Annotated in this window: 24 protein-coding genes and 1 tRNA gene; 21 read left to right on the top strand and 4 right to left on the bottom strand. The window is 63.8% G+C overall.

Going from position 1 to position 24,166, the window contains the following annotated elements:
• Positions 1-64 precede the first annotated feature (64 nt).
• Positions 65-137, top strand: a tRNA-Arg gene (locus H290_RS0122205).
• A gap of 111 nt (positions 138-248) precedes the next feature.
• Here H290_RS0122205 and H290_RS0122200 read toward each other — a convergent pair.
• A complete protein-coding gene (locus H290_RS0122200; RefSeq protein ID WP_155976984.1) occupies positions 249-563 on the bottom strand; it encodes a hypothetical protein in 315 nt (104 codons plus the stop codon).
• Between the two features lie 211 nt (positions 564-774).
• Between H290_RS0122200 and H290_RS0122195 the strand changes: the two genes are divergently transcribed.
• Both H290_RS0122195 and H290_RS0122190 read left to right on the top strand, forming a co-directional pair.
• Positions 775-1,257 (top strand): MarR family winged helix-turn-helix transcriptional regulator, encoded by a 483-nt coding sequence (locus tag H290_RS0122195; protein ID WP_020109038.1) that lies wholly within the window; start codon positions 775-777, stop codon positions 1,255-1,257.
• 29 nt (positions 1,258-1,286) lie between these two features.
• The gene (locus H290_RS0122190) at positions 1,287-1,697 is read left to right on the top strand and encodes a DUF5313 family protein (RefSeq protein WP_020109037.1); all 411 of its coding nucleotides are present in this window, start codon (positions 1,287-1,289) and stop codon (positions 1,695-1,697) included.
• Positions 1,698-1,794: 97 nt separating this feature from the next.
• Here the strand turns inward: H290_RS0122190 and H290_RS29470 are convergent, their stop codons facing one another.
• Positions 1,795-2,826 (bottom strand): DUF305 domain-containing protein, encoded by a 1,032-nt coding sequence (locus H290_RS29470; protein WP_020109036.1) that lies wholly within the window; start codon positions 2,824-2,826, stop codon positions 1,795-1,797.
• Positions 2,826-3,689: a DUF3105 domain-containing protein gene (locus H290_RS0122180; RefSeq protein ID WP_020109035.1), complete on the bottom strand. Its 864-nt coding sequence runs from the start codon at positions 3,687-3,689 to the stop codon at positions 2,826-2,828. The genes H290_RS29470 and H290_RS0122180 overlap by 1 nt, the downstream gene beginning before the upstream one ends.
• Positions 3,690-3,881: 192 nt before the next feature.
• Between H290_RS0122180 and argS the strand changes: the two genes are divergently transcribed.
• The 6 genes from argS (at position 3,882) to rho (ending at position 12,762) form a co-directional block, all read left to right on the top strand.
• Positions 3,882-5,534, top strand: a complete 1,653-nt coding sequence (argS, locus tag H290_RS0122175) for an arginine--tRNA ligase (RefSeq protein WP_020109034.1) — start codon at positions 3,882-3,884, stop codon at positions 5,532-5,534.
• Positions 5,531-6,955 (top strand): diaminopimelate decarboxylase, encoded by a 1,425-nt coding sequence (gene lysA, locus H290_RS0122170; RefSeq protein WP_020109033.1) that lies wholly within the window; start codon positions 5,531-5,533, stop codon positions 6,953-6,955. Before argS ends, lysA begins: the two co-directional genes overlap by 4 nt.
• Entirely contained in the window at positions 6,952-8,262 is a 1,311-nt protein-coding gene (locus H290_RS0122165) for a homoserine dehydrogenase (protein ID WP_020109032.1), read from the top strand. The genes lysA and H290_RS0122165 overlap by 4 nt, the downstream gene beginning before the upstream one ends.
• Entirely contained in the window at positions 8,255-9,334 is a 1,080-nt protein-coding gene (gene thrC, locus H290_RS0122160) for a threonine synthase (RefSeq protein ID WP_020109031.1), read from the top strand. The genes H290_RS0122165 and thrC overlap by 8 nt, the downstream gene beginning before the upstream one ends.
• A 54-nt stretch (positions 9,335-9,388) precedes the next feature.
• Positions 9,389-10,348 (top strand): homoserine kinase, encoded by a 960-nt coding sequence (thrB, locus tag H290_RS0122155; protein ID WP_020109030.1) that lies wholly within the window; start codon positions 9,389-9,391, stop codon positions 10,346-10,348.
• A 305-nt stretch (positions 10,349-10,653) separates the two neighbouring features.
• A complete protein-coding gene (gene rho, locus H290_RS0122150; RefSeq protein ID WP_020109029.1) occupies positions 10,654-12,762 on the top strand; it encodes a transcription termination factor Rho in 2,109 nt (702 codons plus the stop codon).
• A gap of 114 nt (positions 12,763-12,876) precedes the next feature.
• Here rho and H290_RS0122145 read toward each other — a convergent pair whose 3' ends face one another.
• Complete coding sequence (locus H290_RS0122145; RefSeq protein ID WP_020109028.1) at positions 12,877-13,584, bottom strand: DUF3105 domain-containing protein; 708 nt, start codon at positions 13,582-13,584, stop codon at positions 12,877-12,879.
• A gap of 320 nt (positions 13,585-13,904) precedes the next feature.
• Between H290_RS0122145 and rpmE the strand changes: the two genes are divergently transcribed.
• From rpmE to H290_RS0122085, 12 genes are all read left to right on the top strand, one after another.
• Entirely contained in the window at positions 13,905-14,141 is a 237-nt protein-coding gene (gene rpmE / locus H290_RS0122140; protein WP_020109027.1) for a 50S ribosomal protein L31, read from the top strand.
• Positions 14,142-14,276: 135 nt separating this feature from the next.
• On the top strand, positions 14,277-15,353 hold the full coding sequence (prfA, locus tag H290_RS0122135) for a peptide chain release factor 1 (protein WP_020109026.1): 1,077 nt from the start codon (positions 14,277-14,279) through the stop codon (positions 15,351-15,353).
• Positions 15,350-16,198 carry a peptide chain release factor N(5)-glutamine methyltransferase gene (gene prmC, locus H290_RS0122130; protein ID WP_020109025.1) on the top strand — a complete coding sequence of 283 codons (849 nt, stop codon included), beginning with the start codon at positions 15,350-15,352 and terminating at the stop codon, positions 16,196-16,198. Before prfA ends, prmC begins: the two co-directional genes overlap by 4 nt.
• A 32-nt stretch (positions 16,199-16,230) precedes the next feature.
• Positions 16,231-16,884 (top strand): L-threonylcarbamoyladenylate synthase, encoded by a 654-nt coding sequence (locus tag H290_RS0122125; RefSeq protein WP_028463539.1) that lies wholly within the window; start codon positions 16,231-16,233, stop codon positions 16,882-16,884.
• 33 nt (positions 16,885-16,917) lie between these two features.
• Positions 16,918-18,135: an MraY family glycosyltransferase gene (locus H290_RS0122120; RefSeq protein WP_020109023.1), complete on the top strand. Its 1,218-nt coding sequence runs from the start codon at positions 16,918-16,920 to the stop codon at positions 18,133-18,135.
• Between the two features lie 20 nt (positions 18,136-18,155).
• Complete coding sequence (locus H290_RS0122115) at positions 18,156-18,626, top strand: hypothetical protein (protein WP_020109022.1); 471 nt, start codon at positions 18,156-18,158, stop codon at positions 18,624-18,626.
• A gap of 282 nt (positions 18,627-18,908) precedes the next feature.
• On the top strand, positions 18,909-19,712 hold the full coding sequence (gene atpB, locus H290_RS0122110; protein WP_020109021.1) for a F0F1 ATP synthase subunit A: 804 nt from the start codon (positions 18,909-18,911) through the stop codon (positions 19,710-19,712).
• 93 nt (positions 19,713-19,805) lie between these two features.
• Positions 19,806-20,042, top strand: coding sequence for an ATP synthase F0 subunit C (locus H290_RS0122105; protein WP_020109020.1), 237 nt, complete (start codon positions 19,806-19,808; stop codon positions 20,040-20,042).
• 4 nt (positions 20,043-20,046) lie between these two features.
• On the top strand, positions 20,047-20,598 hold the full coding sequence (locus tag H290_RS0122100; protein ID WP_020109019.1) for a F0F1 ATP synthase subunit B: 552 nt from the start codon (positions 20,047-20,049) through the stop codon (positions 20,596-20,598).
• Positions 20,599-20,603: 5 nt separating this feature from the next.
• Positions 20,604-21,428 carry a F0F1 ATP synthase subunit delta gene (locus tag H290_RS0122095; protein WP_020109018.1) on the top strand — a complete coding sequence of 275 codons (825 nt, stop codon included), beginning with the start codon at positions 20,604-20,606 and terminating at the stop codon, positions 21,426-21,428.
• Positions 21,429-21,504: 76 nt separating this feature from the next.
• Positions 21,505-23,136 (top strand): F0F1 ATP synthase subunit alpha, encoded by a 1,632-nt coding sequence (gene atpA / locus H290_RS0122090; RefSeq protein WP_020109017.1) that lies wholly within the window; start codon positions 21,505-21,507, stop codon positions 23,134-23,136.
• A gap of 58 nt (positions 23,137-23,194) precedes the next feature.
• Positions 23,195-24,112 carry a F0F1 ATP synthase subunit gamma gene (locus H290_RS0122085; protein ID WP_020109016.1) on the top strand — a complete coding sequence of 306 codons (918 nt, stop codon included), beginning with the start codon at positions 23,195-23,197 and terminating at the stop codon, positions 24,110-24,112.
• Positions 24,113-24,166 lie beyond the last annotated feature (54 nt).

Here is a 24,166-nt window from a genome sequence, read left to right as displayed (position 1 = left end):
CGCGCCAACCCAGGCGTTTTGGGCTGGCCGAGGCTGATGCGCTACGCTGATCCTCGCCCGTAGAGCCCCCGTAGCTCAGGGGATAGAGCGTCCGCCTCCGGAGCGGAAGGCCGCAGGTTCGAATCCTGCCGGGGGCACACATATTTCGCCGCAGTTTCTCGTAGCCGCCGTCTTCGCGGCAATTCTGCCAGTCGCCCCAACCTGCAGCCTCACTCACCGGCAACGCCTCGTATAACAGGGCCCGTCGGTCAGTCGAGCTCGGCGACGAGTTTTTGGAAACTGCCCATGATTTCGACGAGTCCCTCGTCAACGAAGGCATCAGCGACCCTGAGCCCGTTGACGTCCAGCTGCACACGCTGGATCAGCTGGATGTACTCCTGGGAGCGGCGGAGCGAGTCGATCTGCTCGGCCGTGCCCCGCAACAGCCAGAATCCGACGTCTCCACCGGTTGGTCCGAGTATGACCACGTCAAAGCGTTCGAGCTTCCCCTCTGTCTGAAGCCGCCCGAAATACTCCAACGTGTCGCCGTAGACCTCGAGCGCTCGCTTCTCGCGCCCCGTCACCACTTCTCCGAAAGTTATGCATAGACCAGCCTCAGCCATAATCCTTGCCCTTCCTAATGGGTGAATCAGCAATTTGCCAGTATCAAGTGTGTTCCGAGTCACAGCTATGAGCAGGGGTTTCGTCAAACCCGCTGTCGCGGAGATTGCCTCAACTCATTCGTGGGCATATAGTTAGTGCAACAACTATGTAGGCACGATCAAAAGGGGTGCGATGTCCGACGAACTCGTGATCGAGGGCGATCCGCTGGCTCTCGAGCGTCAGGTCTGTTTCGCGCTCGCGGTGGCCAATCGGACCGTTCTGGGGGTGTACCGGCCGCTGTTGGAGCCGCTGGGGCTCACCCATCCGCAGTATCTGGTCATGTTGGCCCTGTGGGAGCGGGCGCCGATGTCGGTGCGCGAGATCGCCGATGCCCTACGGCTCGATTCACCGACTCTCTCGCCGCTGCTCAAGAGACTCGAGGCGGCCGGATTGATCACCCGCACACGCAGTGTCACCGATGAGCGGCAATTGGTTGTCCAGCTCACCGAAGCCGGACGCGAACTACGCAGCGAGGCGGAGAAGATTCCGTTCGCCGTCGTCCGCACCCTCGGCGTCGACCTTGCGGTTCTCGAGGAGCTGCACCGCGTCCTGGGCACCGTCAATCAGGCTGCGGAAGCGGCCATCGCATCCGGCTCGATCACCCTGGAACCCTGAGGGTTCCGATGTATTTCAGGAGTAACACGATGACGCAGCGCGCCAGGCCCAATCCGTTGCAGTGGATCACCTACAGTTGGGGCCGCAAGCTGCCCGACGAGCTGCAGGACTGGGTCCGGCACGACTTGACCGGCCGCTGGCGGGTGCCGCGACACCTGCTGCGCGGCATGATCCCGTTCCTTCCCGTGTTCGCGGTCTTTCTGCTGTTCCCCGGGCCGATCTACCTGCGGCTCGCGATGATTCTCCTCGGCCTCATCCTGGCGCTGTTCTACTGCGGTGCCTACATGCAGCCCAATCGTGAACACCGCCTCGAACTCCATGGCCTACCCGCCGATCTCGAGAGTCCCGAGCGGGTGCGGAAGCACGATGCCAACCGCGCGGCCTACGAGAAGATCCACGGCCGCAGCGTCCCGGTACCGCCGCGCCGGCAAGTCCGCTGATCGCCGCGAGTTGGCAAGGCCCCTGAGACTACAAAGGCCCTGAGTCAACAAAAGCCCCTGTCCGATGTCGGACAGGGGCTTTTGTGTGAAAAGATGATCAGTTCATCGGAAGCGGTGCAGCGCCGCGACTTTCGAGCATCTTGGTCATGGTCTCCGATTCGGATTCCTGGACATTGATCATCTGCTGGGCCAGGTTGCGGACATAGTCCTCGCTGACGTGATCGGGCTCGACTGCGTACTCCATCATCTCGATGCCGCCCTGGTGATGGCGCAACATCAGCTGCAGGAAGTAGAGGTCGAGCTCGCTGCCCTGCAGGCTGCGCAGCTGGTTCATCTCCTCGGTGGTCGCCATCCCCGGCATCGGAACACCGGACGCCGACATGTCCATGTCCATGCTGGGTTCGGTCGATCCCGCGTGGTCCGAACCATCGTGGTGGTGCCCGGAGCCGTGGTCGGTCATCCACGCCATCGGTTCACCCGGATTATCGATCGGGTAGTCCCACCGGGCCAGCCAGGACTGCATTTGCCCGATCTGGTTGACCTGAGACGTCAAGATGTCGTAGGCCAGGCTTCGGACCTGCGGGTCGCTGCCGCCGTACAGCTCCAGCGTGGCCATCTCGACGGCCTGCTGGTGATGCCGGATCATGTCCTGCGAGAACCCGACTGCCGCCGAATCCGCCGCAGGTTTGTTGCCGTCGTCGTCACCGTCGAACGTCATGCGGAGAAGCAACCCGACCACGACGCCGATCAGCAGCACTGCGATCGCGCCGAGGACGAGCACAGCGGTCTGCTGGCTCCGGCGGCCGCGCGGCGCGTCCCGATCAGCCGCGTCGTTGGCGGAATCGACCCGAGTGGGATCTGCGCGGCCGGTGTGGTCCTTAACCGTCTCGTCCTGACCAGATTCGTTGCGGTCAGATTCGTCCTGATCGGTCTTGTCCTGAGGGATTTCTACCTGATCAGAGTCATCGCGTTCGGATTCGTCCTGATCTGTTTCACCCCGGGGGGCTTCGTCCTGTTCCGGCTCGTCCTGGGCGGTTTTGTCCCGATCAGATTCGTCCCGATCTGTTTCACCCAGGTCAGGTTGGTCCCGATCGGATGCACCGTCAGGAGTGTCGTCCGATTTCGTCATCAGCCTGCCGGGACCGGCTGGGTCGGAACCATGCCGGCCTCATTGGTGGCCTCCGTGGCGCCGGTGCCATCCATCTGGACGGCGTCTGCGGGAAGGTCACCGACATCGGCCGGAGGCGGGTTGCTCGGATCGAATGATCCGGGTATCGCCGCACACTGCGCGCCGACCTCGGGATACGCGGTGGCCTCGGGGTGATCCGGATAGACGCCGGTGTTGCCGTTCTGGCGGAGCGCCTCGATGAACTGGTTGACGCGCTTGTCACCCGCCGAGTCGACTTTCAGCTGGTGGCCCCACGATTGCAGCGAGATCGGCCGGTCCAGCGACGGATACGGCGAGAGCAGCATGTACTGCTTGCCCTCGACCTTTGACTTCAGTGTGTCGAGGTCTCCCGGGGCGATGGTCGTGGGGTTGTAGGCGATCCAGACCGCGCCGTGCTCGAGCGAGTGCACCGCATTTTCGGTGCGCAACTCGCCCGGATAGACGATGCCGGTACACGTGGCCCACACCGCGTCATGTGGTCCACCGAACGGCGGCGACTGGTCGTAGGCGACCCGTTGGGTCGGTTCGACGTGCTGGCCCGCCGGGTAATAGACCTTGGTGACGCCCTCGATCTTGTCCGACGGATCCGGGTTCGAGGACGACGGCGTGTACTTCGCCACCTCTTGTTTGTCCTCGTACTTGGGCACCAGATAGATGGCGAGACCGGCGATGATGAGCACGATCACCGCGATTCCACCGATGGTGCCCCATGGGATCTGCCGTCCACCGCCGGCTTTGACAACCGGTATCTGACCAGCTTTTTTCTTCTTCCCGGAGCCCGCGGGCCTCTTCGGGATGTTGCCTTTGTTCTTGGCGTCAGCCATGGATCTCTTTCGGTGCAATTCTATGGAGAGCGAACGTCGCACTGCCGGCTTGTTCGTCGGCGATATGAGAGTCTACGTGGGCACCTTGGCCTCGCCGAGTGTTGACAAAACCTGCGGCGTGCTCCCGCGGTGACGGGTGCCAAGTCAATGCGATTGTCTTTGACGATCGGTCGGCCAATAGGATGGTGCATCGTGACCCCCGCCGACCTCGCGGTACTCCTGCATGCCGCCACCTCCACAGTGCTCACCGACCACGGACTCGATGTGTCCGCGCTGCCGGACTCTGTTGTCGTGGAACGCCCACGAAATCCCGAACATGGCGATTACGCCACCAATATTGCACTCCAACTCGGCAAGAAGGTCGGAGCAAATCCCCGCGAGCTGGCCGGATGGCTGGCCACTGAACTGATCTCGCGTGACGGGATCGCCACCGCGGACATCGCCGGGCCCGGATTCGTGAACATCCGCCTCGCCGCGGACGCACAGAACGCGGTTGTCGCGAACGTGCTGACCGGTGGCGAGTCCTACGGCACCGGCACGATCTACGACGGCCTGAAGGTGAACCTCGAGTTCGTCTCGGCCAACCCCACCGGTCCCATCCATCTCGGAGGTACTCGCTGGGCTGCCGTCGGTGACGCCCTGGGACGGGTGTTGTCGGCCGCGGGTGCCGCGGTGACCCGCGAGTATTACTTCAACGACCACGGTGCCCAGATCGACCGCTTCGCGCGGTCGCTCCTGGCCGCCGCCCTGGGCGAGCCGGCACCCGAAGACGGCTACGCCGGCGCGTACATCAACGACATCGCGTCGCAGATCGTCGCCGAGGTGCCCGATGCACTGGCCCGCCCCGAGGCCGATCGGCTCGAAACCTTCCGCGCCCACGGCGTGGACCTGATGTTCACGCAGATCAAGCAGAACCTTCACGAGTTCGGCGTCGACTTCGACGTCTACACGCACGAGAACAAGATGTTCGACTCCGGACAGGTCGACAAGGCGATCGTCGAGCTCAAGGCGAACGGCAACCTGTACGAGAACGATGGCGCCTGGTGGCTGCGATCCACCGCGTTCGGTGATGACAAAGACCGGGTTGTTATCAAGAGTGACGGCGAAGCCGCCTACATCGCCGGCGATATCGCGTATTTCAAGGACAAGCGCGATCGTGGCTTCGACCTCTGCATCTACATGCTCGGCGCCGATCACCACGGCTACGTGGTGCGCCTGAAGGCGGCCGCGGCCGCCCTCGGCGACGACCCGGATCGGCTCGAGGTCCTGATCGGCCAGATGGTGAATCTGGTCAAGGACGGCCAACCGGTCCGGATGAGCAAGCGCGCCGGAACCGTGATCACGCTCGACGATCTCGTCGAGGCGGTGGGCGTGGACGCCGCCCGTTACTCGCTGATCCGTTCGTCGGTCGACGTCAACATCGACATCGACCTGGATCTGCTGGTCAGCCAGTCGAACGAAAACCCGGTCTACTACGTGCAATACGCACACGCCCGGCTCAGCGCGATCGGCCGCAACGCCGAGACGCTGGGGCTGGTGGCCTCTACAGACCACCTCGAGTTGCTGATCGATCCGGCCGAAGGCGACCTGATCCGCACGCTCGGTGACTTCCCGGCGGTGGTCTCCACGGCCGCGGAATTGCGTGAGCCACACCGCATCTGTCGCTATCTCGAATCGCTCGCCAGCACGTATCACAAGTTCTACGATCGGTGCCGCGTGCTGCCCCAGGGCGACGAGGAACCGACCGATATCCACGCCGCACGGCTGGCACTGTGCGGCGCCACCAAGCAGGTCGTCGCCAACGGTTTGGCGATGGTCGGCGTCAGCGCACCGGAGCGAATGTGAACGCACACCCCGCCGGCCCTCGCCACGCGGAGGTGCTGGCAGCACCTCGTCTCGCCGAAAGGCCCAACAGCGCAGCCGATCTGGCACAGTTGCCGGCTCATGTCTATCCGCAGGGCACCGACCGCGACAGCAACGACGTCGCGCGGATCGGCGGCATTCCGGTCACCGAGTTGGCGGAGAAGTACGACACGCCTCTGTTCGTCATCAACGAGGACGACTTCCGCGCCCGTTGCGCCGAGATGGCAAAGGCTTTCGGTTCCGCAGAACACGTGCACTACGCGTCCAAGGCATTTCTGTCGTCGGAAATCGCCCGCTGGGTGCAGTCCGAGGGGCTGTCCCTGGACGTGTGTTCGTCAGGGGAGCTGACCGTGGCTCTACGCGCGGGGTTCCCGGCCAATCGGATTGCGTTGCACGGCAACAACAAGTCGATTCCGGAACTCGAGTTGGCCGCATCGTCGGGCGTCGAGCACGTGGTTCTCGACTCGATGATCGAGATCGAGCGACTCGACGAGATCGCCGGCCGGCTCGGGGTGGTCCAGGACGTTCTCATCCGGATCACCGTCGGTGTCGAGGCGCACACGCACGAGTTCATCTCCACCGCCCACGAGGACCAGAAGTTCGGGTTCTCCCTGGCCGGCGGGATGGCGATGGATGCGGTCCGACGGGTCTTCGCCACGGACAACCTCCGGCTGGTCGGTCTGCACAGCCACATCGGTTCACAGATATTCGAGGTCGATGGGTTCGAATTGGCGGCGCATCGGGTGCTCGGCCTCCTCAAGGAGGTTGTCGGCGAATTCGGCGTCGAGAAGACCGCGCAACTGTCGATTCTGGATCTCGGTGGCGGACTTGGTATTTCCTACCTCCCGTCGGATGATCCACCGCCTGTTCAGGAAGTTGCCGACAAGCTTGCGATCATCGTCGAGCGGGAGTCGGCTGCACTCGGGCTGCCCACGCCGACGATCGCTGTCGAACCGGGCCGTGCGATCGCGGGTCCGGCCGGTGTCACGCTCTACACCGTCGGCACCGTCAAGGACGTGCAGCTCGCGGCAGGCGGGGCGCAACGGCGCTACGTGTCGGTCGACGGTGGCATGAGCGACAACATCCGGACCGCTCTGTACCAGGCGGAATACGATGTGCGCCTGGCCTCGCGGGTGTCGTCCGCCGATGCGGTGGTGAGCCGGGTCGTCGGAAAGCACTGCGAGAGCGGCGACATCGTCGTCAAGGATTGCTGGCTGCCCGGAGACGTCGCACCCGGAGACATTCTGATGGTCGGCGCCACCGGTGCGTACTGCTACACGATGTCGAGTCGGTACAACATGGTGACGCGACCGGCAGTGGTCGCGGTGAAGGGCGGTGCCTCGCGGGTGATGCTGCGGCGCGAGACCGTTGAGGATTTGTTGAGCTTGGAGGTGAACGAATGACGGAGAACAGCACGCGCGCCATTGGTGTCGCGATACTCGGAATGGGCAACGTCGGTACCGAGGTGGTACGCATCCTCACCGACAATGCCGCAGATCTGACGGCCCGCGTCGGTGCGCCGATGGAGATTCGTGGCGTTGCGGTCCGCGACCTCGGTAAACCGCGTGGTATCGATCCGGCGCTGCTCACCGACAAGCCAGAAGACCTCGTCGCCCGCGAGGACGTCGACATCGTTGTCGAACTGATGGGCGGAATCGACCCGCCGCGCATGCTCATTCGCGAGGCATTGCAGAGCGGTAAGTCGGTGGTGACCGCCAACAAGGCGCTCCTTGCCGACTACACCGGTGAGCTCGCGACGGCCGCCGCGACCGCCAAGGTCGACCTCTACTTCGAGGCGGCCGTGGCCGGAGCGATCCCCGTGATCCGGCCGCTGATGCAGTCGCTGGCCGGCGATACGGTGACCAAGGTGGCGGGAATCGTCAACGGCACCACCAACTTCATCCTCTCGGCGATGGACGCGGACGGCAGCGACTACAACGAGACGCTGGCCGAGGCCGGCCGGCTCGGATACGCCGAAGCCGATCCGACAGCCGACGTCGAAGGATACGACGCCGCGGCCAAGGCCGCGATCCTCGCATCGATCGCGTTTCACTCGCGGGTGACCGCGCTGAACGTCTACCGCGAGGGCATCTCGAACATCACCGCGCACGACCTCGCGTCGGCGAAAGCGCTCGACTGCACGGTCAAGTTGCTGTCCATCTGCGAGCGCATCGTCGCCGAGGATGGTACGCAACGGATTTCGGCCCGCGTCTATCCCGCGCTGGTGCCGCTGGAGCATCCGCTCGCCGCGGTCAACGGTGCCTTCAACGCGGTGGTCGTCGAGGCCGAGAACGCCGGTCGGCTCATGTTCTACGGGCAGGGAGCCGGTGGCGCACCGACCGCCTCCGCAGTGTTGGGAGACCTGGTGATGGCGGCGCGTAACAAGGTTCACGGTGGCCGTGGGCCATTGGAATCGACCTATGCGTCGTTGCCGATCGCACCGATGGGCGACGTCCGGACGCGCTACTACGTGTCGATGCGGGTTGCCGACAAGCCCGGGGTGTTGTCGACGGTTGCCGGTGAGTTCAGCTCGCGCAACATCAGTATCTCCACGGTCCGCCAGGAAGGCGCCGGTGAAGATGCCCGGCTGGTGGTTGTCACGCATCGTGCACCGGATGCCGCGTTGTCGGAAACCGTTGCGGCGCTGGAGAAATTGGATTCGGTGTTGAGTGTTTCGAGTGTTTTGCGACTGGAGGGAACCAATGAGTGAGTCAGCAGCCGTGCACAGTGCATGGCCCGGCCTGATCGAGGCCTACCGGGACCGGCTCCCGGTGGGCGACGACTGGAAGGTTGTCACCCTCCTCGAAGGCGGCACCCCGCTGATCAGCGCCCCGCATCTGTCCGAGATCACCGGCTGCGAGGTCTATCTCAAGGTCGAAGGCCTCAACCCGACCGGTTCGTTCAAGGACCGTGGGATGACGATGGCGGTCAGCAATGCCGTCAACAACGGCAAGACCGCCGTCCTGTGTGCGTCGACCGGCAACACCTCGGCGTCCGCCGCCGCCTACGCGACGCGCGCCGGCATCACCTGCGCGGTTCTGATCCCCGAGGGCAAGATCGCCATGGGCAAGCTCGCCCAGGCAATCATGCACGGCGCGAAAATCATTCAGGTGCAGGGCAATTTCGACGACTGTCTCGAACTCGCGCGTAAGGCGACCGCTGAGTTCCCGGAGATCGAGCTGGTGAACTCGGTCAACCCGGCCCGCATCGAGGGCCAGAAAACTGCAGCCTTCGAGATCATGGACGTGCTCGGCCGAGCTCCCGATGTGCATGCCCTGCCGGTCGGAAACGCCGGAAACATCACCGCATATTGGAAGGGCTACACCGAATACCACCGCGACGGTGTCGTCGATTCGTTGCCGCGGATGCTCGGTGTCCAGGCGGCCGGTGCTGCGCCGCTCGTGAACGGCGCCCCGGTCAAGAATCCCGAGACCATCGCCACCGCGATCCGCATCGGATCTCCGGCCAGCTGGAACCAGGCCGTGGCGGCAAAGGAGGAGTCGGGCGGTCAGTTCCGGGCGGCGACCGACGAGAAACTGCTCGAGGCCTACCGGTTGATCGCCGGACGCGAGGGCGTTTTCGTGGAGCCGGCTTCGGCGGCGAGTGTGGCCGGTCTGCTGGCGGCTCGCGCCGACGGCTGGATCTCGGCCGGTGAACTGGTGGTCTGCACTGTCACGGGCAATGGCTTGAAGGACCCTGACACCGCGCTGGCGGGCATTCCGCCGGTCGAAGCGATCCCGGTGGACCCGGTTGCGGTTGCCAGGGCGCTGGGGTTGAGCTGATGGGCACCTTCGCACACGTTGTTCCGAACGCGTTGGCAAGTTGAAGCGCGCGGTATGAATTTTGTTCTGCCGGCCGGTCTGCAGGTAAGCGCTCGCGTTCCGGCGTCGAGTGCCAATCTCGGACCCGGCTTCGACACCCTCGGTATCGCACTGGGCATCTACGACGATGTCTCGGTGACCGTCGCCGGACCCGGACTGCGGATCAGCGTGAGCGGGGAAGGCGCCCAAGGGGTTCCCCTCGACGCGACCCATCTCGTGGTCCGGGCGATCAATCGCGGTCTCGCGGCGGCCGGAGTGACGGTCCCGGGGCTTGATGTCGAGTGCCGGAACAGCATTCCGCACTCCAGGGGTCTGGGATCGTCGGCATCTGCAGTGGTCGGGGGACTGGCGGCGGCGGCGGGACTGGTTCGCGCAGCGGGTGTCGGCACCCCGCTGTCGACCGACATGCTGGTTCAGCTCGCCTCGGAGTTCGAAGGGCACCCGGACAACGCGTCGGCGAGTGTGCTCGGCTCGGCTGTCGTGTCGTGGTCGGACGTTGCGGGCGGACACATGCATCCGGCACTGGAGACCGACGCGCCGCACGAGGCGCGCTATTTCGCCAGCAAACTCGACCTCCATCCGTCGATCCGCGCGTTTGTGATGATTCCGCAGGTCGAGTCGTCGACCGCACTCACCCGCGGGCTGCTGCCGGATGCGGTCGCGCGCGGCGACGCGGTGTTCAACGTGAGCCGTGCGGCCCTGGCGGTTGTGGCGCTCACCACCGATCCCGGTCTCCTGTTCGCGGCGACGGAGGATCGTCTGCACCAGGAGTACCGCGCTCCGGTCATGCCGGCCACCGCGGAATTGGTTCGGTGGCTACGGGACCGGGATGTTCCGGCCACCGTGTCCGGTGCCGGGCCGACCGTCCTCGCGCTGACGGCATCGCCGTTGCCCGCCGGATCCCAGGAGATGGCAGCAGAACTGGGATTCGCGCTGGGCGAGGTAGAGATCGCGCCGGGAGTAGTCGTACACTGAGGAAGGGTCGGGCCATCTGGCCCGTCCACCCTCAGGGAACACGCCGTCAGTGCAAAGTGTTGCTCATATCGTTGATCGTGGTTAGCATGTACCCGTCCCGCCGCGAAAGTTTCACCACGCGCGCTTCTCACGAAATTGTGAAATTCAACGGTCACAGCCCGCGGACGTCAGTCCGTGAAATTGAAGTGCGGCACACGACACAAAGCCTGATAGACCGCTCAAAATAGCGGCACCTCTCACCTGGTCTCCGGGTGCGAGAAACTGGCCCTCGCGAATCTACCGGCGGGGGAAGGAAAGGATATCCGTTGACGGATACGGACCTCATCAACGCATCGGGTGCGGAAAACACGCTTGACCTCGGCGGAGTCGATACTCCCAAAGCCGAACGTCGTCGTGGCACCGGACTGTCGGGGATGGTTCTCACCGAGCTGCGCGGCCTCGCCGGCGAGCTCGGGATCAAAGGCACATCAGGTATGCGAAAGAGCGACCTGATCGCTGCCATCAAGGAGCGTCAGAGCGGTTCTGCTGCTGCTGCGCCCGCCAAGACCAAAGCTGCGGCCACCCGCGCTCCGGCCGAGAAGGCCGAGGTCAAGGCCGATGTTGCGGCGCCGACGAGCGCCCCGACCGAACAGCCCGCCCCGGCGAAGGCCGACCAGGTCGCCGAGGCCAGGGGCGCCGAAACCAAGCAGGCCCCGGCCGCCGACGCCACTGCTGAATCGGCTCCGGCCGAGTCCGGTCGTCGTGAGCGGCGCCGTGGTGCGCCTGCCGACAGGACCGACGCGCCTGCCGATGACGCCGGCTCGAATGCCGCAGTCACCACCGAAAACGCCGATTCAGGCGACGACAGTGACTCCGGCGATGGCTCTGACCAGCGTCGTCAGCGTCGTCGTGGACGTGACGGGCAGCAGAACCGTGACGGCCAGAACACCGCCCGCGACAACCAGGGCGGGCGCGACGGAGCATCCGGCGGCCAGAATCGCGAGGGCGGCCAGAACCGCGACAATCGGGGCGCCGACAACCGCGGTGACAACCGTGGTTCCGACACTCGCGTCGACAACCGTGACAATCGCAACGCGGACAACCGCAATTCCGATGGTCAGGGCAGCGGGCCGCGCAACAACAACCGCGACAACAACCGCGACAACGGTCCCGACGACGACGGAGACGGCCGCGGTCGTCGCGGTCGCCGCTTCCGTGAGCGTCGCCGTGGACGCGATCGCACCGACGGCCCAGCCGGTGGTGGCGAACCGCAGATCTCCGACGACGATGTGTTGCAGCCGGTCGCGGGCATTCTCGACGTCCTCGACAACTACGCCTTCGTCCGCACTTCCGGTTACCTCGCAGGCCAGAACGACGTTTACGTGTCGATGAACCTGATCCGCAAGAACGGTCTGCGTCGCGGTGACGCGATCACCGGTGCGGTCAAGGTGGCCCGTGAAGGCGACCAGTCCAACCAGCGTCAGAAGTTCAATCCGCTCGTCCGCCTCGATTCGGTGAACGGTGCCGACGTCGAAACCGCCAAGCGGCGACCGGAATTCAACAAGCTGACTCCGCTGTACCCGAACCAGCGACTGCGTCTGGAAACCACGAGCGAGCGGATCTCGACCCGCGTCATCGACCTGGTCATGCCCATCGGCAAGGGCCAGCGCGCGCTGATCGTCTCACCGCCCAAGGCGGGTAAGACCACGATCCTGCAGAACATCGCCAACGCGATCTCGATCAACAACCCCGAGTGCTACCTCATGGTTGTCCTGGTCGACGAGCGGCCTGAAGAGGTCACCGACATGCAGCGTTCGGTCAAGGGTGAGGTCATCGCCTCCACCTTCGACCGGCCGCCGTCAGATCACACGTCGGTCGCCGAGCTCGCCATCGAGCGGGCCAAGCGTCTCGTCGAAGACGGCAAAGACGTTGTCGTCCTGCTTGATTCGATCACCCGCCTGGGTCGTGCCTACAACAACGCGTCACCGGCCTCTGGCCGAATCCTGTCCGGTGGTGTCGATTCCACGGCGCTCTACCCGCCGAAGCGCTTCCTCGGTGCGGCCCGGAACATCGAAAACGGTGGATCACTGACGATCATCGCCTCGGCCCTGGTCGAGACCGGATCCACCGGTGACACCGTCATTTTCGAGGAGTTCAAGGGCACCGGTAACGCGGAGCTCAAACTGGATCGCAAGATCTCGGAGCGTCGCGTGTTCCCGGCGGTGGACGTCAATCTGTCCAGTACCCGTAAGGACGAGTTGCTGCTGTCGCCGGAGGAGTTCTCCATCGTGCACAAGCTGCGCCGTGTGCTTTCCGGACTGGACTCGCAGCAGGCCATCGATCTGTTGGTCAGCCAGTTGAAGAAGACCAAGAACAACATGGAGTTCCTGATGCAGGTGCAGAAGACCGCACCGGGGAACATGAAGGACGACTGAATCGTCCCCAGCACCAACAACAAACCCACCTCTTTCAGCCATATCCACACGTCTGCAACGTGTGGTAACGGCTGGAGGAGGTGGGTTTGTTCGTCGTCTGCCGGCTGCGCGGGGTCAGCTCTCGGGTACGGTGCCCGGTCCCGGCTCGAAGGGTGGGGGATCGGTCGGGTCGAAGCGCCCCGGCACCGTCGCGCAGGTGGCGCCGGGTTCGGGATAGCCGGTCGCCGTGGGATTTTCGTCGTATACACCGGCCTGCGTGTTCTGCCTGGTGGCGGTGATGAACTGGTCGATCCGCGGGTCGTCGACGTCCGAGACCGTCAGCTGGTGCCCCCACGACTGCAATGAGATCGGTTGGTCGAGACCCGGATACGGCGACATGAGCATGTAGTTGAGGCCATCGACCCGCTGCTCGAGTTCGCTGATCTGGTCCGCGTCGAGGTCGTCGGGTTTGTATGTGACCCACACAGCGCCGTGTTCGAGGGAGTGGACGGCGTTTTCGGTCCGGATGGCGATGGGGTACACCATGCCGGTGCATGTTGCCCAGACGGAGTCGTGACGACCGCCGATCGGCGGCTCGTACGTGTATGCAACCTTCTGGGTGCCCGGGACGTGTTCGGCTGAGGGGTAGTAGACCTTCAGCACGCCATCGATCTGATCGGTCGGGTCAGGATTGGAGCGGCTGGGAATGAAATCCTGGGTTGTACTGCCGCCGGAACCACTGCCGCCGGCGGCGACGGGGTCACCCGACTGGTCCGACGTGCAACCACTGAGGCCGATGACCAGCAATAATCCGGTCGCCGCGAGTAGTACCGCTGGTTTCACGTTGTCACCTGTCTGCTCGGCCCCGATCCGCGATGGATCTGCTGCGGCACCATCCTGTCAGATGTCAGAACTCGGCGACCGTCTCTGGTCCGGGCTCGGACGGTGGGGGATCGTGAGGGCGGCGGTAACCCGGTCTGCTGGAATATCCGGGGCACATCGTTGTTGACATAACCGTGCCGCAATGCAGGCCGTCAGCTCGATCGCGCGAAGGCGATTCGCAGGTCGGGAGGCTGTTCTGGCATACTGAGCGGTCGAGTCCGGTTCCGGTTCACACCTTCGATCCGCGAAGGTGACCCGGCGACCATGAAAGGGACACCAGAATGAAGCAGGGAATCCACCCCGACTACGTCGAGACCACTGTGGTCTGCGGCTGCGGGAACACTTTCCAGACCCACTCCACCCAGGCGTCGGGTCGGATCAACGTCGAGGTCTGCTCGCAGTGCCACCCGTTCTACACGGGCAAGCAGAAGATTCTCGACACCGGCGGCCGTGTTGCGCGCTTCGAGAAGCGTTACGGCAAGCGGGCCGCTGCAAAGAAAGACGCAGCAGACAACTAGCTTGTACAACCGGCGTCTGACTCTGCCCTGTGGCGGGTCAGGCGCCGGTTTTTTCTTTCCCCTGCGCCCATCCCGGCCACCCCGTCACGGCTCCGCAGCCATTTCGTCGCAGCCACATCGTCAAGGAATCAAGTCATGAGTACTTCCGATCCATCCGCGATCGACGACATCCTTGCCGAGCATGCCGGCTTGCAGAGCCAGATGTCCGATCCCTCGTTGCACAACGATCCGACTGCCGCGCGGCGGGTGGGCAAGCGGTTCGCCGAACTCGCCCCGATCATGGCGACGTACACGAAACTTCAGGCAGCACAGGACGATTTGGAAGCGGCGCGCGAGCTCGCAGCCGACGACAGTGCGTTTGCCGCCGAGATCCCGGAGCTCGAGGAGACCGTCGCCACCCTCGATGAGGCACTGACCGATCTGCTGTCGCCCCGCGATCCGCATGACGCCGACGACGTGGTGCTGGAGATCAAATCCGGTGCCGGTGGTGAGGAATCGGCGCTGTTCGCCTCCGATCTCGCGCGGATGTATCTCAAATACTGTGAGCGCCAAGGCTGGAAGGCCCAGACGCTGGGTATGACGGAATCCGACCTGGGCGGATACAAAGATGCCACCATCTCCATCAAGTCCAAGGGTGAGGGACTCGACGGCGTGTGGGCCCGGTTGAAGTTCGAAGGCGGAGTCCACCGCGTGCAGCGCGTTCCGGTCACCGAATCGCAAGGTCGCATCCACACCTCGGCGGCAGGTGTCCTGATCTTCCCCGAACCGGACGAGGTCGAACAGGTTCAGATCGACGAAAACGATCTCCGAGTCGACGTCTATCGCAGCTCCGGCAAGGGCGGACAGGGTGTCAACACCACCGACTCCGCGGTCCGGCTCACCCATCTGCCCACCGGGATCGTGGTGACCTGCCAGAACGAACGCTCACAGTTGCAGAACAAGGCACGTGCCATGCAGGTCCTCGCGGCCCGGTTGCAAGTCGTCGCGGAAGAGGCCGCCAACGCCGAGGCATCGCAGGGCCGGGCAGCTCAGATCCGTACGGTCGACCGTTCCGAGCGGATTCGCACCTACAACTACCCGGAGAACCGCGTGACCGACCATCGCATCGGCTACAAGGCGCAGAATCTCGATGCGGTGCTGGCCGGCGACATGGATGCGCTCCTCGACGCGCTCAGCGCTGCGGATCGTCAGGCCCGCCTCGAGGCGGAGTGAGCGCCAAGCAAGTTCGCCGGGCTGCTGCCGCGCAACTGTCCGCGGCCGGAGTACCCAACGCGCAGGTCGATGCGGGCCTGCTGCTCGCGTTTGTACTCGGCCGGTCGGTCGGTGAGCTGATCGTGGTCGACGAGCTGTCGGACGCCGAGGCAAATCGCTATCGCGAACTCGTCGATCGACGTGCACGGCGTGAACCCCTTCAGCACATCGTCGGCCACGTTGCTTTCGGACCGATCGAACTCGAGGTCGGTCCCGGGGTCTTCATCCCACGGATGGAGACGGAACTGCTCTACGCGTGGGCCCTGGAGCAGATTGAGAAGATGTCGCACCCGGTGGTGGTCGATCTGTGCAGCGGTAGCGGTGCATTGGCGCTGGCACTGGCCGTCGGCCATTCCGGCGCCGAGGTGCATGCCGTCGAAATCGACGACGCTGCATACAAATGGCTGTGCCACAACCTGTCTCGGATGCCGGCCGAGGTTGGGGACCGGGTCACCGTGCACCTCGGCGACGCGGCCGATCCGAACATCTTGCCGGAGGTCCATGCCGATCTCGTGGTGTCGAATCCGCCGTATATCCCGGTGGGGGCAGAGCTCCCGGTCGAGGTGGCCGACTACGACCCGGCGACTGCGTTGTTCGGTGGTGCCGACGGGATGAGCGTGATCACACCGATGATCTCGGTCGTCGCCCGCATTCTGCGCCCCGGCTGTGCGGTCGGGATGGAACACGACGACACCACCGGCAACCTCGTGATGGACGCGCTCGAGACCGACGGGCGCTTCGGTTCGATCACCCAGAACCACGATCTCGCCGACCGCGCGCGGTTTGTCACCGCCACGCGTCGCTGATCGGCCTCGGGCAACGTGCAAGGATGGACGCCGTGAGCACTACGTTCGATTGCAGTAATCCCGGAGCGCGGTCCGCCGGCCTGCGCGCCGCGGTCGGCGCTGCCAAGGGTGGCCGCCTGATCGTCATGCCTACCGACACCCTTTATGGGATCGGTTGCGACGCTTTTGATTCCGAGGCGGTCAACAGCCTGCTGGCCGCGAAGGGCCGAGGCCGTGACATGCCGGTGCCGGTCCTGGTGGGGTCGTGGACGACCATCGACGGGCTGGTCCTCTCGGTGTCACCGACGGCGCGCGAGCTGACCCGGGCGTTCTGGCCCGGCGGTTTGAGTCTGGTCGTGCACCAGGCCCCGTCGCTGGCCTGGGATCTTGGTGACACCAGGGGCACCGTGATGCTGCGGATGCCGCTCCACCCGGTGGCGATCGAGGTGTTGCGCGAGGTGGGCCCGATGGCGGTGTCGAGTGCGAACATCTCCGGCCGGCCACCGGCCACGACCGCAGAGCAGGCCCGCGAGCAGCTGGGGGAGTCCGTCGCGGTCTACCTCGACGGCGGACCAGCGGCGAAAGCCGTGCCGTCGACGATCGTCGACCTGACCGATGTCACCCCCAAGATCCTGCGCGAAGGTGCGATCAGCTCCGAGGAGATCGCCGAGGTCATCGGCACCGACGTCGAGAGTCTGCGGGTCTGACCCGAATGTCTGTCACCAGTATCGTTTGTGCCCGTGGCCTATTCGACGTCGGTGAGTGAGGGCAACGGTGTGTTGATCGCCGCCCAGTCCGGTCTCACCAGCAGCGGTGCCGGTGTACCGCTGCGTGAGTTGATGCTGGTCGGCTTGTGTGCAGCACTCATCACTTACCTGATCACCGGCCTGGTGCGCGTCGTCGCCACCCGGACCGGCGCAGTCGCGGTGCCTCGTAACCGCGACGTCCACGCGATTCCGACCCCACGTCTGGGTGGCGTCGGCATGTATATCGGCGTGCTGGCAGGCATGATCCTGGCCGGCGAACTGCCGGCACTGACCCGGGGTTTCGACTACACCGACGACATGAACGCCGTGGTGGTTGCCGGCGGGGTCATCGTGCTGGTCGGCATCATCGACGACAGGTGGGGTATCGACGCGCTCACCAAATTCGTCGGTCAGCTCACCGCTGCCGGTGTTCTGGTGCTCATGGGTCTGAGCTGGACAGTCGTCGCGGTCCCGTTCGGGGATATCGGGACCGTCATCCTCGACCCGCTGCAATCGGGCCTGCTCACCATCGCGGTCACCGTCGCAACGGTCAACGCGATGAATTTCGTCGACGGTCTCGACGGACTGGCCGCGGGCCTCGCGCTGATCGCGGCACTGGCGATCTGTGCCTTCTCGCTGGGACTTCTCCACGATCAGGGCGGCGATGTCAGTTATTACCCGCCTGCCCTCATCGCGGCGATTCTTGCCGGCGCCTGCCTCGGCTTCCTCCCACACAACTTCCAGCCGGCCCGCATCTTCATGGGGGATTCCGGTTCGATGCTCATCGGCCTGATGCTCGCTGCGGCCTCTACCAGCGCCTCCGGACGTATCGCGATCAATGCTTACGGTCCGGCAGACGTTTTCACGCTGCTCTCACCGATCATCCTGGTGGCGGCGGTCATGTTCATCCCGATGCTCGACATGTTGCTGGCGGTGATCCGGCGTACGCGCGCCGGCGTCGGCTTCTACACACCGGACAAGATGCATCTGCATCACCGGCTTCTCGAGCTCGGCCATTCCCATCGTCGCGTGGTCCTGGTCATCTACCTGTGGGTCGGTGTCCTGGCATTCAGTGCGGCCGCCAGCACTCTGTTCTCGGCATCGGTGGTGCTGCCGGTATTGGGTGGAGGCCTGATCATCGCGATGCTCGCGACGATCGTTCCCCGGCTGCGCAACCGCCACCGAACCGGTGTCGGTATCAGCGCTTCCTGAGCGCCCCTTACCCTGGAAGGGTGAGCGAAGCTTCTGATCCAGCACTGACCACCCCGAACAACGCCAAACCGATCACCCCACTGCAGAAGGCGATCCGCTACGGCGCGCTGAGCCTGGTGGTGCTGACCGTGGTCAGCACGATCGTCTGGGGTTTGATCGACGGCAGCGAAGGCTTCTGGGGCGCGCTGGTGGGTGCAGCGTTCGGTGGCGGATTCATCCTGTTCACGGTGGTCGTGGTGGTTCTGACGGCCGATGCGTCGCCGACGACCGGGGGCGCGATCCTGATGGGCACCTGGCTGCTGAAACTGTTGCTGGCGATGTTGGCACTGGCGGCGTTGAGGAACGTCGAATCGCTCAATCACGTCGCGCTGGGTGTGACGGCTCTGTTTGCCATGGTCATCGTGCTCGGGTGCGAGACCTACGCGATCATGACCACCAAGATTCCCTACGTCGACACCGCTGATGATGACAACCCGGACGAAGAGAGTTAGAATCCGGACATACTACACAGGGTAGTAATGGCCTCTGGTAGATACCCGCACTATGACGGTTGTCAGCCGGTTGCTATCGTTGGCGCGCGGAAGAGAACCGGACTTGACCAGCCCGGTGATCGAACTGCCGTGCCACGCGAGAAGGCGCAGAAGATGCGACTTCAGCCCTGGGAAACCCAGGGGCCGTGTACGGCACGAAGTCTGTAAAGAACTTTTGCTTGATCTGAATTATGTCCGGTCGAACTGCAGGCATGCTGACCTGCGGCCAGAGCACGGGAGAGAGTGCTGAGCGTCTTGAACCTCGCGGCAGGCGATGGGGGTTACCACCCGCCTTCGCTGTCCGACTTTTACCCTGATGCAGTCCTTTTCGAAGGAACGATCTTCGAAGTCGATCGTCTGATGCTGATCCGCGTGTTGATGGCTGTGGTCTGTGCAGTCTTCTTCGCGCTGGCCTTCCGCAGCCCGAAGCTGGTTCCACGGGGTCTGCAGAATGTCGGCGAGCTGGCACTGGACTTCGTCCGTATCCAGATCGCAGAGAGTGTCCTCGGGAAAGAGAACGGGAAGCGTTTCCTCCCGGTTCTCGTGACGATCTTCTTCACGGTGCTGTTCACGAACATGACCGGCGTCATCCCGTTCCTGAACATCTCGTCCAACGGTCTGATCGGTATGCCGATCGTCCTGGCGGCCCTGTCGTACATCACCTTCAACTACGTCGGCATCAAGAAGTACGGCTTCTTCGGTTACGTCAAGTCGAGCATCATCGTCCCCGATGTCCCGGTTGCCCTGCACTTGTTGCTGATACCGATCGAGTTCCTCTCCACCTTCATCTTGCGGCCGTTCACGCTGACCGTCCGTCTGATGGCCAACATGCTTGCCGGCCACATCCTGTTGGTACTGTTCTTCAGCGCCACCCAGTACTTCTTCTTCACCACGGACGCCTGGACCTGGATCTTCGGCTTCCCGGCACTGCTCGGCGGCATCGCATTCACTTTCTTCGAACTGCTGGTGATCGTGTTGCAGGCCTACATCTTCTGCTTGCTGACGGCCGTCTACATCGACCTGGCCGACCACGCCGCGGATCACTGACCGAAGTTTTACCCCCAGAAACATCTCGACCAACAAACTGGCCGCTGCGGCTAAACCTCGCCCAGCGGATCATGAAGAAAGGGACCCAACACCATGAGCAACCTCGCAGAAGTAAGCGGTTCGATCAGCGAGCTCAACTTCGGCGCCATCGGATACGGCCTTGCTGCGATCGGCCCCGGTATCGGTATCGGTATCGTTGTCGGCAAGACCATCGAGGGTACCGCGCGTCAGCCGGAGCTCGCCGGACAGCTGCGTACCACGATGTTCCTCGGTATCGCATTCACCGAAGCGCTGGCCTTGATCGGCTTGGTTGCCGGCTTCATCTTCTGATCCGATGAGTGCCAACTCCTTGATTCTCGCCGCAGAAGAGGAATCTCATAATCCTCTCCTGCCTGCGACCTACGACATCGTCTGGTCCATCGTGGCCCTGGCGATTGTGGGACTCGTCTTCTGGAAGTTCGTTCTTCCACGTGCTCAGGAAGTTCTCGCCGAGCGCACCGACGGTATCGTCGGTGGGCTCAAGCGGGCCTCTGATGCACAACTAGAAGCCGATGCCCTGCTCAAGCAGCGTGAAGAGCAGCTGCTCGAAACCCGCGCAGTCGCGGCTCAGATTCGTGAGGACGCACGGCTCCGCGGGCAAGAGATCATCGCCGAGCTTCGCACCCAGGGTGAAGCGGAGAGCGCGCGCATCGTCGCCGCCGGCCGCTCGCAACTGAGGGCCGAACGCGATCAGATCGTCGCCGAACTTCGTGCCGACCTCGGTCGCACCGCCGTTGACCTGGCGGAGAAGATCGTCGGCGAGCACCTCGAAGACAGTGTCAAGCGAGGCCAGACCGTCGACCGGTTCCTGGCTGATCTCGACGCTACTTCTGCGCAGAGGAAGTGAAGCCAATGTACGCAGCCAGCCGCGAAGCTTTGAGTGGTACCCGGGCAACCCTGGCCGAGACGATTTCAGCTGCAGGCGGCGATGCCGCCACGGCCGCGGAGCAGATCGGTTCTGATCTGTTCGCGGTTGTCGGGTTCCTCGACAGCGAGCGATCGTTGCGTACCGCGTTCGGCGACGTCTCCGCACCGGTGGACGTCCGGCAGGGCCTGGCACGCCAGTTGTTCGGCAGCCAGATCGGAGCCGGCTCACTTGCGGTGGTGGTGGAGGCGGTCGGCCGTGACTGGTCGAACAACTCTGATCTGCTCAGCGGGCTCGAACTCCTCGGACGCGAGTCCTACCTCAAGTCGGCGTCCGAAACCGGCGCGCTCGACACGGTCGAGGAAGAACTCTTCTTGCTCGGCCGCAAGGTCGCCTCCAACCCGAACCTCGAGGTTGCCCTCGCGGATAAATCGCGGTCGGCAAAGGCACGCCAGGAATTGCTGGCATCGCTGACCACCGGCAAGGTGTCAACGGTCACCGAAGCGCTGGCCGTACAGGCCATCGGCCGGTTGTCCGACGAGAAACCGGCCGATGTATTCGACGCTTTGTCGAACCTGGCCGCCGGCCAGCGGGACCGTCTGGTCGCGAAGGTCCGGGCGTCCGTCGATTTGACGGGTTCGCAGGTCGAGGCCCTGACGGCCACGCTGACGCGTATTTACAACCAGCCGATCGTCACTCACGTTGTTGTCGACGAGGACCTGCTCTCGGGCATGGTCATCAAGATCGGCGACGAGGTCATCGACGGCTCCGGCGCCGGACGACTGGCCACGATCCGCAAGTCGCTGGGCTGACGATTCCGCCCGAGCCGATGCGCACCACACCGATTCCACAAAACTCACGACCACGCAGGAAGAGCAGGGCAAGAATATGGCGGAGTTGACGATCACCTCCGATGAGATCCGAAGTGCGATTGAAACCTACACCTCGAATTTCTCAACGGAAGTTGCACGCGACGAGGTCGGGTATGTCACTGACACCAGTGACGGAATCGCACACATCAGCGGACTGCCGTCCGCGATGTCGAACGAGCTCCTCGAGTTCCCCGGCGGCGTCCTCGGCGTCGCACTGAACCTTGACGAATCCGAGATCGGTGCAGTCATCCTCGGTGACTACAACACTCTCGAGGAAGGCCAGGAAGTCCGCCGTACCGGAGACGTGCTGTCGGTTCCCGTCGGCGACAACTTCCTCGGTCGCGTTATCGACCCGCTCGGTAAGCCGATCGACGGCCGCGGAGACATCGTCTCCTCGGAGAACCGCGTCCTCGAACTCCAGGCGGCTTCGGTGCTCGAGCGCCAGCCCGTCGAGGAGTCGCTGGCAACCGGTATCAAGGCCATCGACGCCATGACCGCCATCGGTCGTGGACAGCGTCAGCTGATCATCGGCGACCGCAAGACCGGCAAGACCGCGGTCTGCATCGACGCGATCATGAACCAGAAGGCCAACTGGGAGACCGGTAACCCCGACAAGCAGGTTCGCTGCATCTATGTGGCAATCGGCCAGAAGGGTTCGACCATCGCGGGCGTCAAGACTGCTCTCGAAGAGTCGGGCGCCATGGAGTACACCACCATCGTGGCTGCTCCCGCCTCCGATTCGGCCGGCTTCAAGTGGCTCGCTCCGTACACCGGCTCGGCCATCGGTCAGCACTGGATGTACGAGGGCAAGCACGTCCTCATCGTGTTCGACGATCTGTCGAAGCAGGCCGAGGCCTACCGCGCCATCTCGCTGCTGCTGCGTCGTCCGCCGGGCCGCGAGGCCTACCCCGGTGACGTCTTCTACTTGCACTCGCGTCTGCTGGAGCGTTGCGCCAAGTTGTCGGACGCAATGGGTGGTGGATCGATGACCGGTCTGCCGATCATCGAGACCAAGGCCAACGACGTCTCGGCGTTCATCCCGACCAACGTCATCTCGATCACCGACGGCCAGGTCTTCCTCGAGTCCGACCTCTTCAACAAGGGTGTTCGCCCGGCGATCAACGTCGGTACGTCCGTCTCCCGTGTTGGTGGCGCCGCACAGACCAAGGGCCTCAAGAAGGTCTCGGGTTCGCTGCGTCTGGAGCTCGCACAGTTCCGTGAGCTGGAAGCCTTCTCGGCCTTCGCCTCGGACCTGGACGACGCCTCGAAGGCTCAGCTCGATCGTGGTGCCCGCTGGGTGGAGCTGCTCAAGCAGGATCAGTTCTCGCCCGTCGCAGTCGAGGATCAGATCGTCTCGATCTACCTCGCCGGCGAAGGCCACTTCGACTCGGTCGACGTCGACGAAGTTCGTCGCTACGAGGCCGAACTGATCAACGAGCTGCATCGCTCGGCATCCGGCGTCTACGAGACCATCGCAGGCGGCAAGGCCCTCACCGACGAAGCTGCTCACGCTCTCGTGAAGGCAGCCGACTCGTTCAAGGAGACCTTCTGGGCCGACGAGAAGTCTCAGGTCGTGAACGAAGCAGCAGCGTCCGCTCTCTCGGCAGACAAGGTCGAGGACGAGACCGTCAAAGTTCGCAAGTCCTAGGGAATCGGTTTTGATGATTGGCAAAGGTTTGACGGGCCGGGAAGGGCTGTGACAGTAGATGGCTAGCATTCGCGAGCTACGTTCGCGCATCCGGTCTGTGCAATCGACCAAGAAGATCACGAAGGCACAGGAGCTGATCGCGACTTCGCGCATCACCAAGGCTCAGGCACGAGTGAAGGCCTCGAAGCCGTACTCACAGGAGATCACTGCGGTCCTCTCTGAGTTGGCTTCGAGCGCCACCTCGCTCACGCATCCGTTGCTGACGGAACGTGCTGAGCCGAAACGTGCTGCGGTGTTGATCGTCACCAGCGATCGCGGCATGTGCGGCGGCTACAACTCGAACGTGCTGCGCGAAGCTCGCCAGCTGATCGAGTTGCTGACCGACGAGGGCAAGGATGTTGTCCTCTTCGTCACCGGGCAGAAGGGCACCACGTACTTCACGTTCCGGAAGATGCCGCTCGCAGGTAGCTGGACCGGGTTCTCACAGCAGCCGGCCTACGCCGATGCGAGGGCGTCCACAGAGCACCTGATCGACCTCTTCATGGCCGGATCCGGCACGACGATCGACTCGCCTGACGGCGGGGAGATCGAGGGCGTGGACGAGCTGCATCTTGTGTACACGCGTTTCGTGAGCATGCTGACGCAGACACCGGTCGTTCGTCGGGTCGCACCGTTGGTCGTCACCGAAGACGAGTCCGGGGAGAGCACCGGGTTAGCCCGGAACTACGAATTCGAGCCGAGCGCAGAAACGTTACTGACGGCATTGCTGCCGAAATACGTTGCAACCCGGGTGTTCTCGGCGCTTCTCGACTCGGCTGCGTCTGAATCGGCAGCCCGCCGGACCGCGATGAAAGCGGCCACCGACAACGCCGAAGAATTGGTCACCACCTTGTCCCGCGAGGCCAACCAGCTCCGCCAGGCAAAGATCACCCAAGAGATCAGCGAGATCGTCGGTGGTGTGGATGCCCTTGCGTAACCGGACTCGACAGTTTTCAGGCATCCGGCCGGCCCGATCGCAGTTCGCGAAACA

This window comes from Nocardia sp. 348MFTsu5.1, from assembly GCF_000383535.1.
Taxonomy (GTDB): domain Bacteria; phylum Actinomycetota; class Actinomycetes; order Mycobacteriales; family Mycobacteriaceae; genus Williamsia; species Williamsia faeni.
The sequence above is the reverse complement of the archived record's forward strand: the minus strand, read 5'-3'. Positions and strand labels throughout refer to the sequence as shown.

Bases quoted from the DNA above. Each gene is read 5' to 3' on its own strand.
- H290_RS0122165 (WP_020109032.1), top strand. From the start codon at position 6,952: ATGACGGAGAACAGCACGCGCGCCATTGGTGTCGCGATACTCGGAATG.
- rpmE (WP_020109027.1), top strand. From the start codon at position 13,905: ATGAAGCAGGGAATCCACCCCGACTACGTCGAGACCACTGTGGTCTGC.
- H290_RS0122100 (WP_020109019.1), top strand. From the start codon at position 20,047: ATGAGTGCCAACTCCTTGATTCTCGCCGCAGAAGAGGAATCTCATAAT.
- atpA (WP_020109017.1), top strand. From the start codon at position 21,505: ATGGCGGAGTTGACGATCACCTCCGATGAGATCCGAAGTGCGATTGAA.
- prfA (WP_020109026.1), top strand. From the start codon at position 14,277: ATGAGTACTTCCGATCCATCCGCGATCGACGACATCCTTGCCGAGCAT.
- H290_RS0122095 (WP_020109018.1), top strand. From the start codon at position 20,604: ATGTACGCAGCCAGCCGCGAAGCTTTGAGTGGTACCCGGGCAACCCTG.
- thrB (WP_020109030.1), top strand. From the start codon at position 9,389: ATGAATTTTGTTCTGCCGGCCGGTCTGCAGGTAAGCGCTCGCGTTCCG.
- H290_RS0122085 (WP_020109016.1), top strand. From the start codon at position 23,195: ATGGCTAGCATTCGCGAGCTACGTTCGCGCATCCGGTCTGTGCAATCG.
- H290_RS0122105 (WP_020109020.1), top strand. From the start codon at position 19,806: ATGAGCAACCTCGCAGAAGTAAGCGGTTCGATCAGCGAGCTCAACTTC.
- H290_RS29470 (WP_020109036.1), bottom strand. From the start codon at position 2,826: ATGACGAAATCGGACGACACTCCTGACGGTGCATCCGATCGGGACCAA.
- thrC (WP_020109031.1), top strand. From the start codon at position 8,255: ATGAGTGAGTCAGCAGCCGTGCACAGTGCATGGCCCGGCCTGATCGAG.
- H290_RS0122180 (WP_020109035.1), bottom strand. From the start codon at position 3,689: ATGGCTGACGCCAAGAACAAAGGCAACATCCCGAAGAGGCCCGCGGGC.
- H290_RS0122190 (WP_020109037.1), top strand. From the start codon at position 1,287: ATGACGCAGCGCGCCAGGCCCAATCCGTTGCAGTGGATCACCTACAGT.
- H290_RS0122195 (WP_020109038.1), top strand. From the start codon at position 775: ATGTCCGACGAACTCGTGATCGAGGGCGATCCGCTGGCTCTCGAGCGT.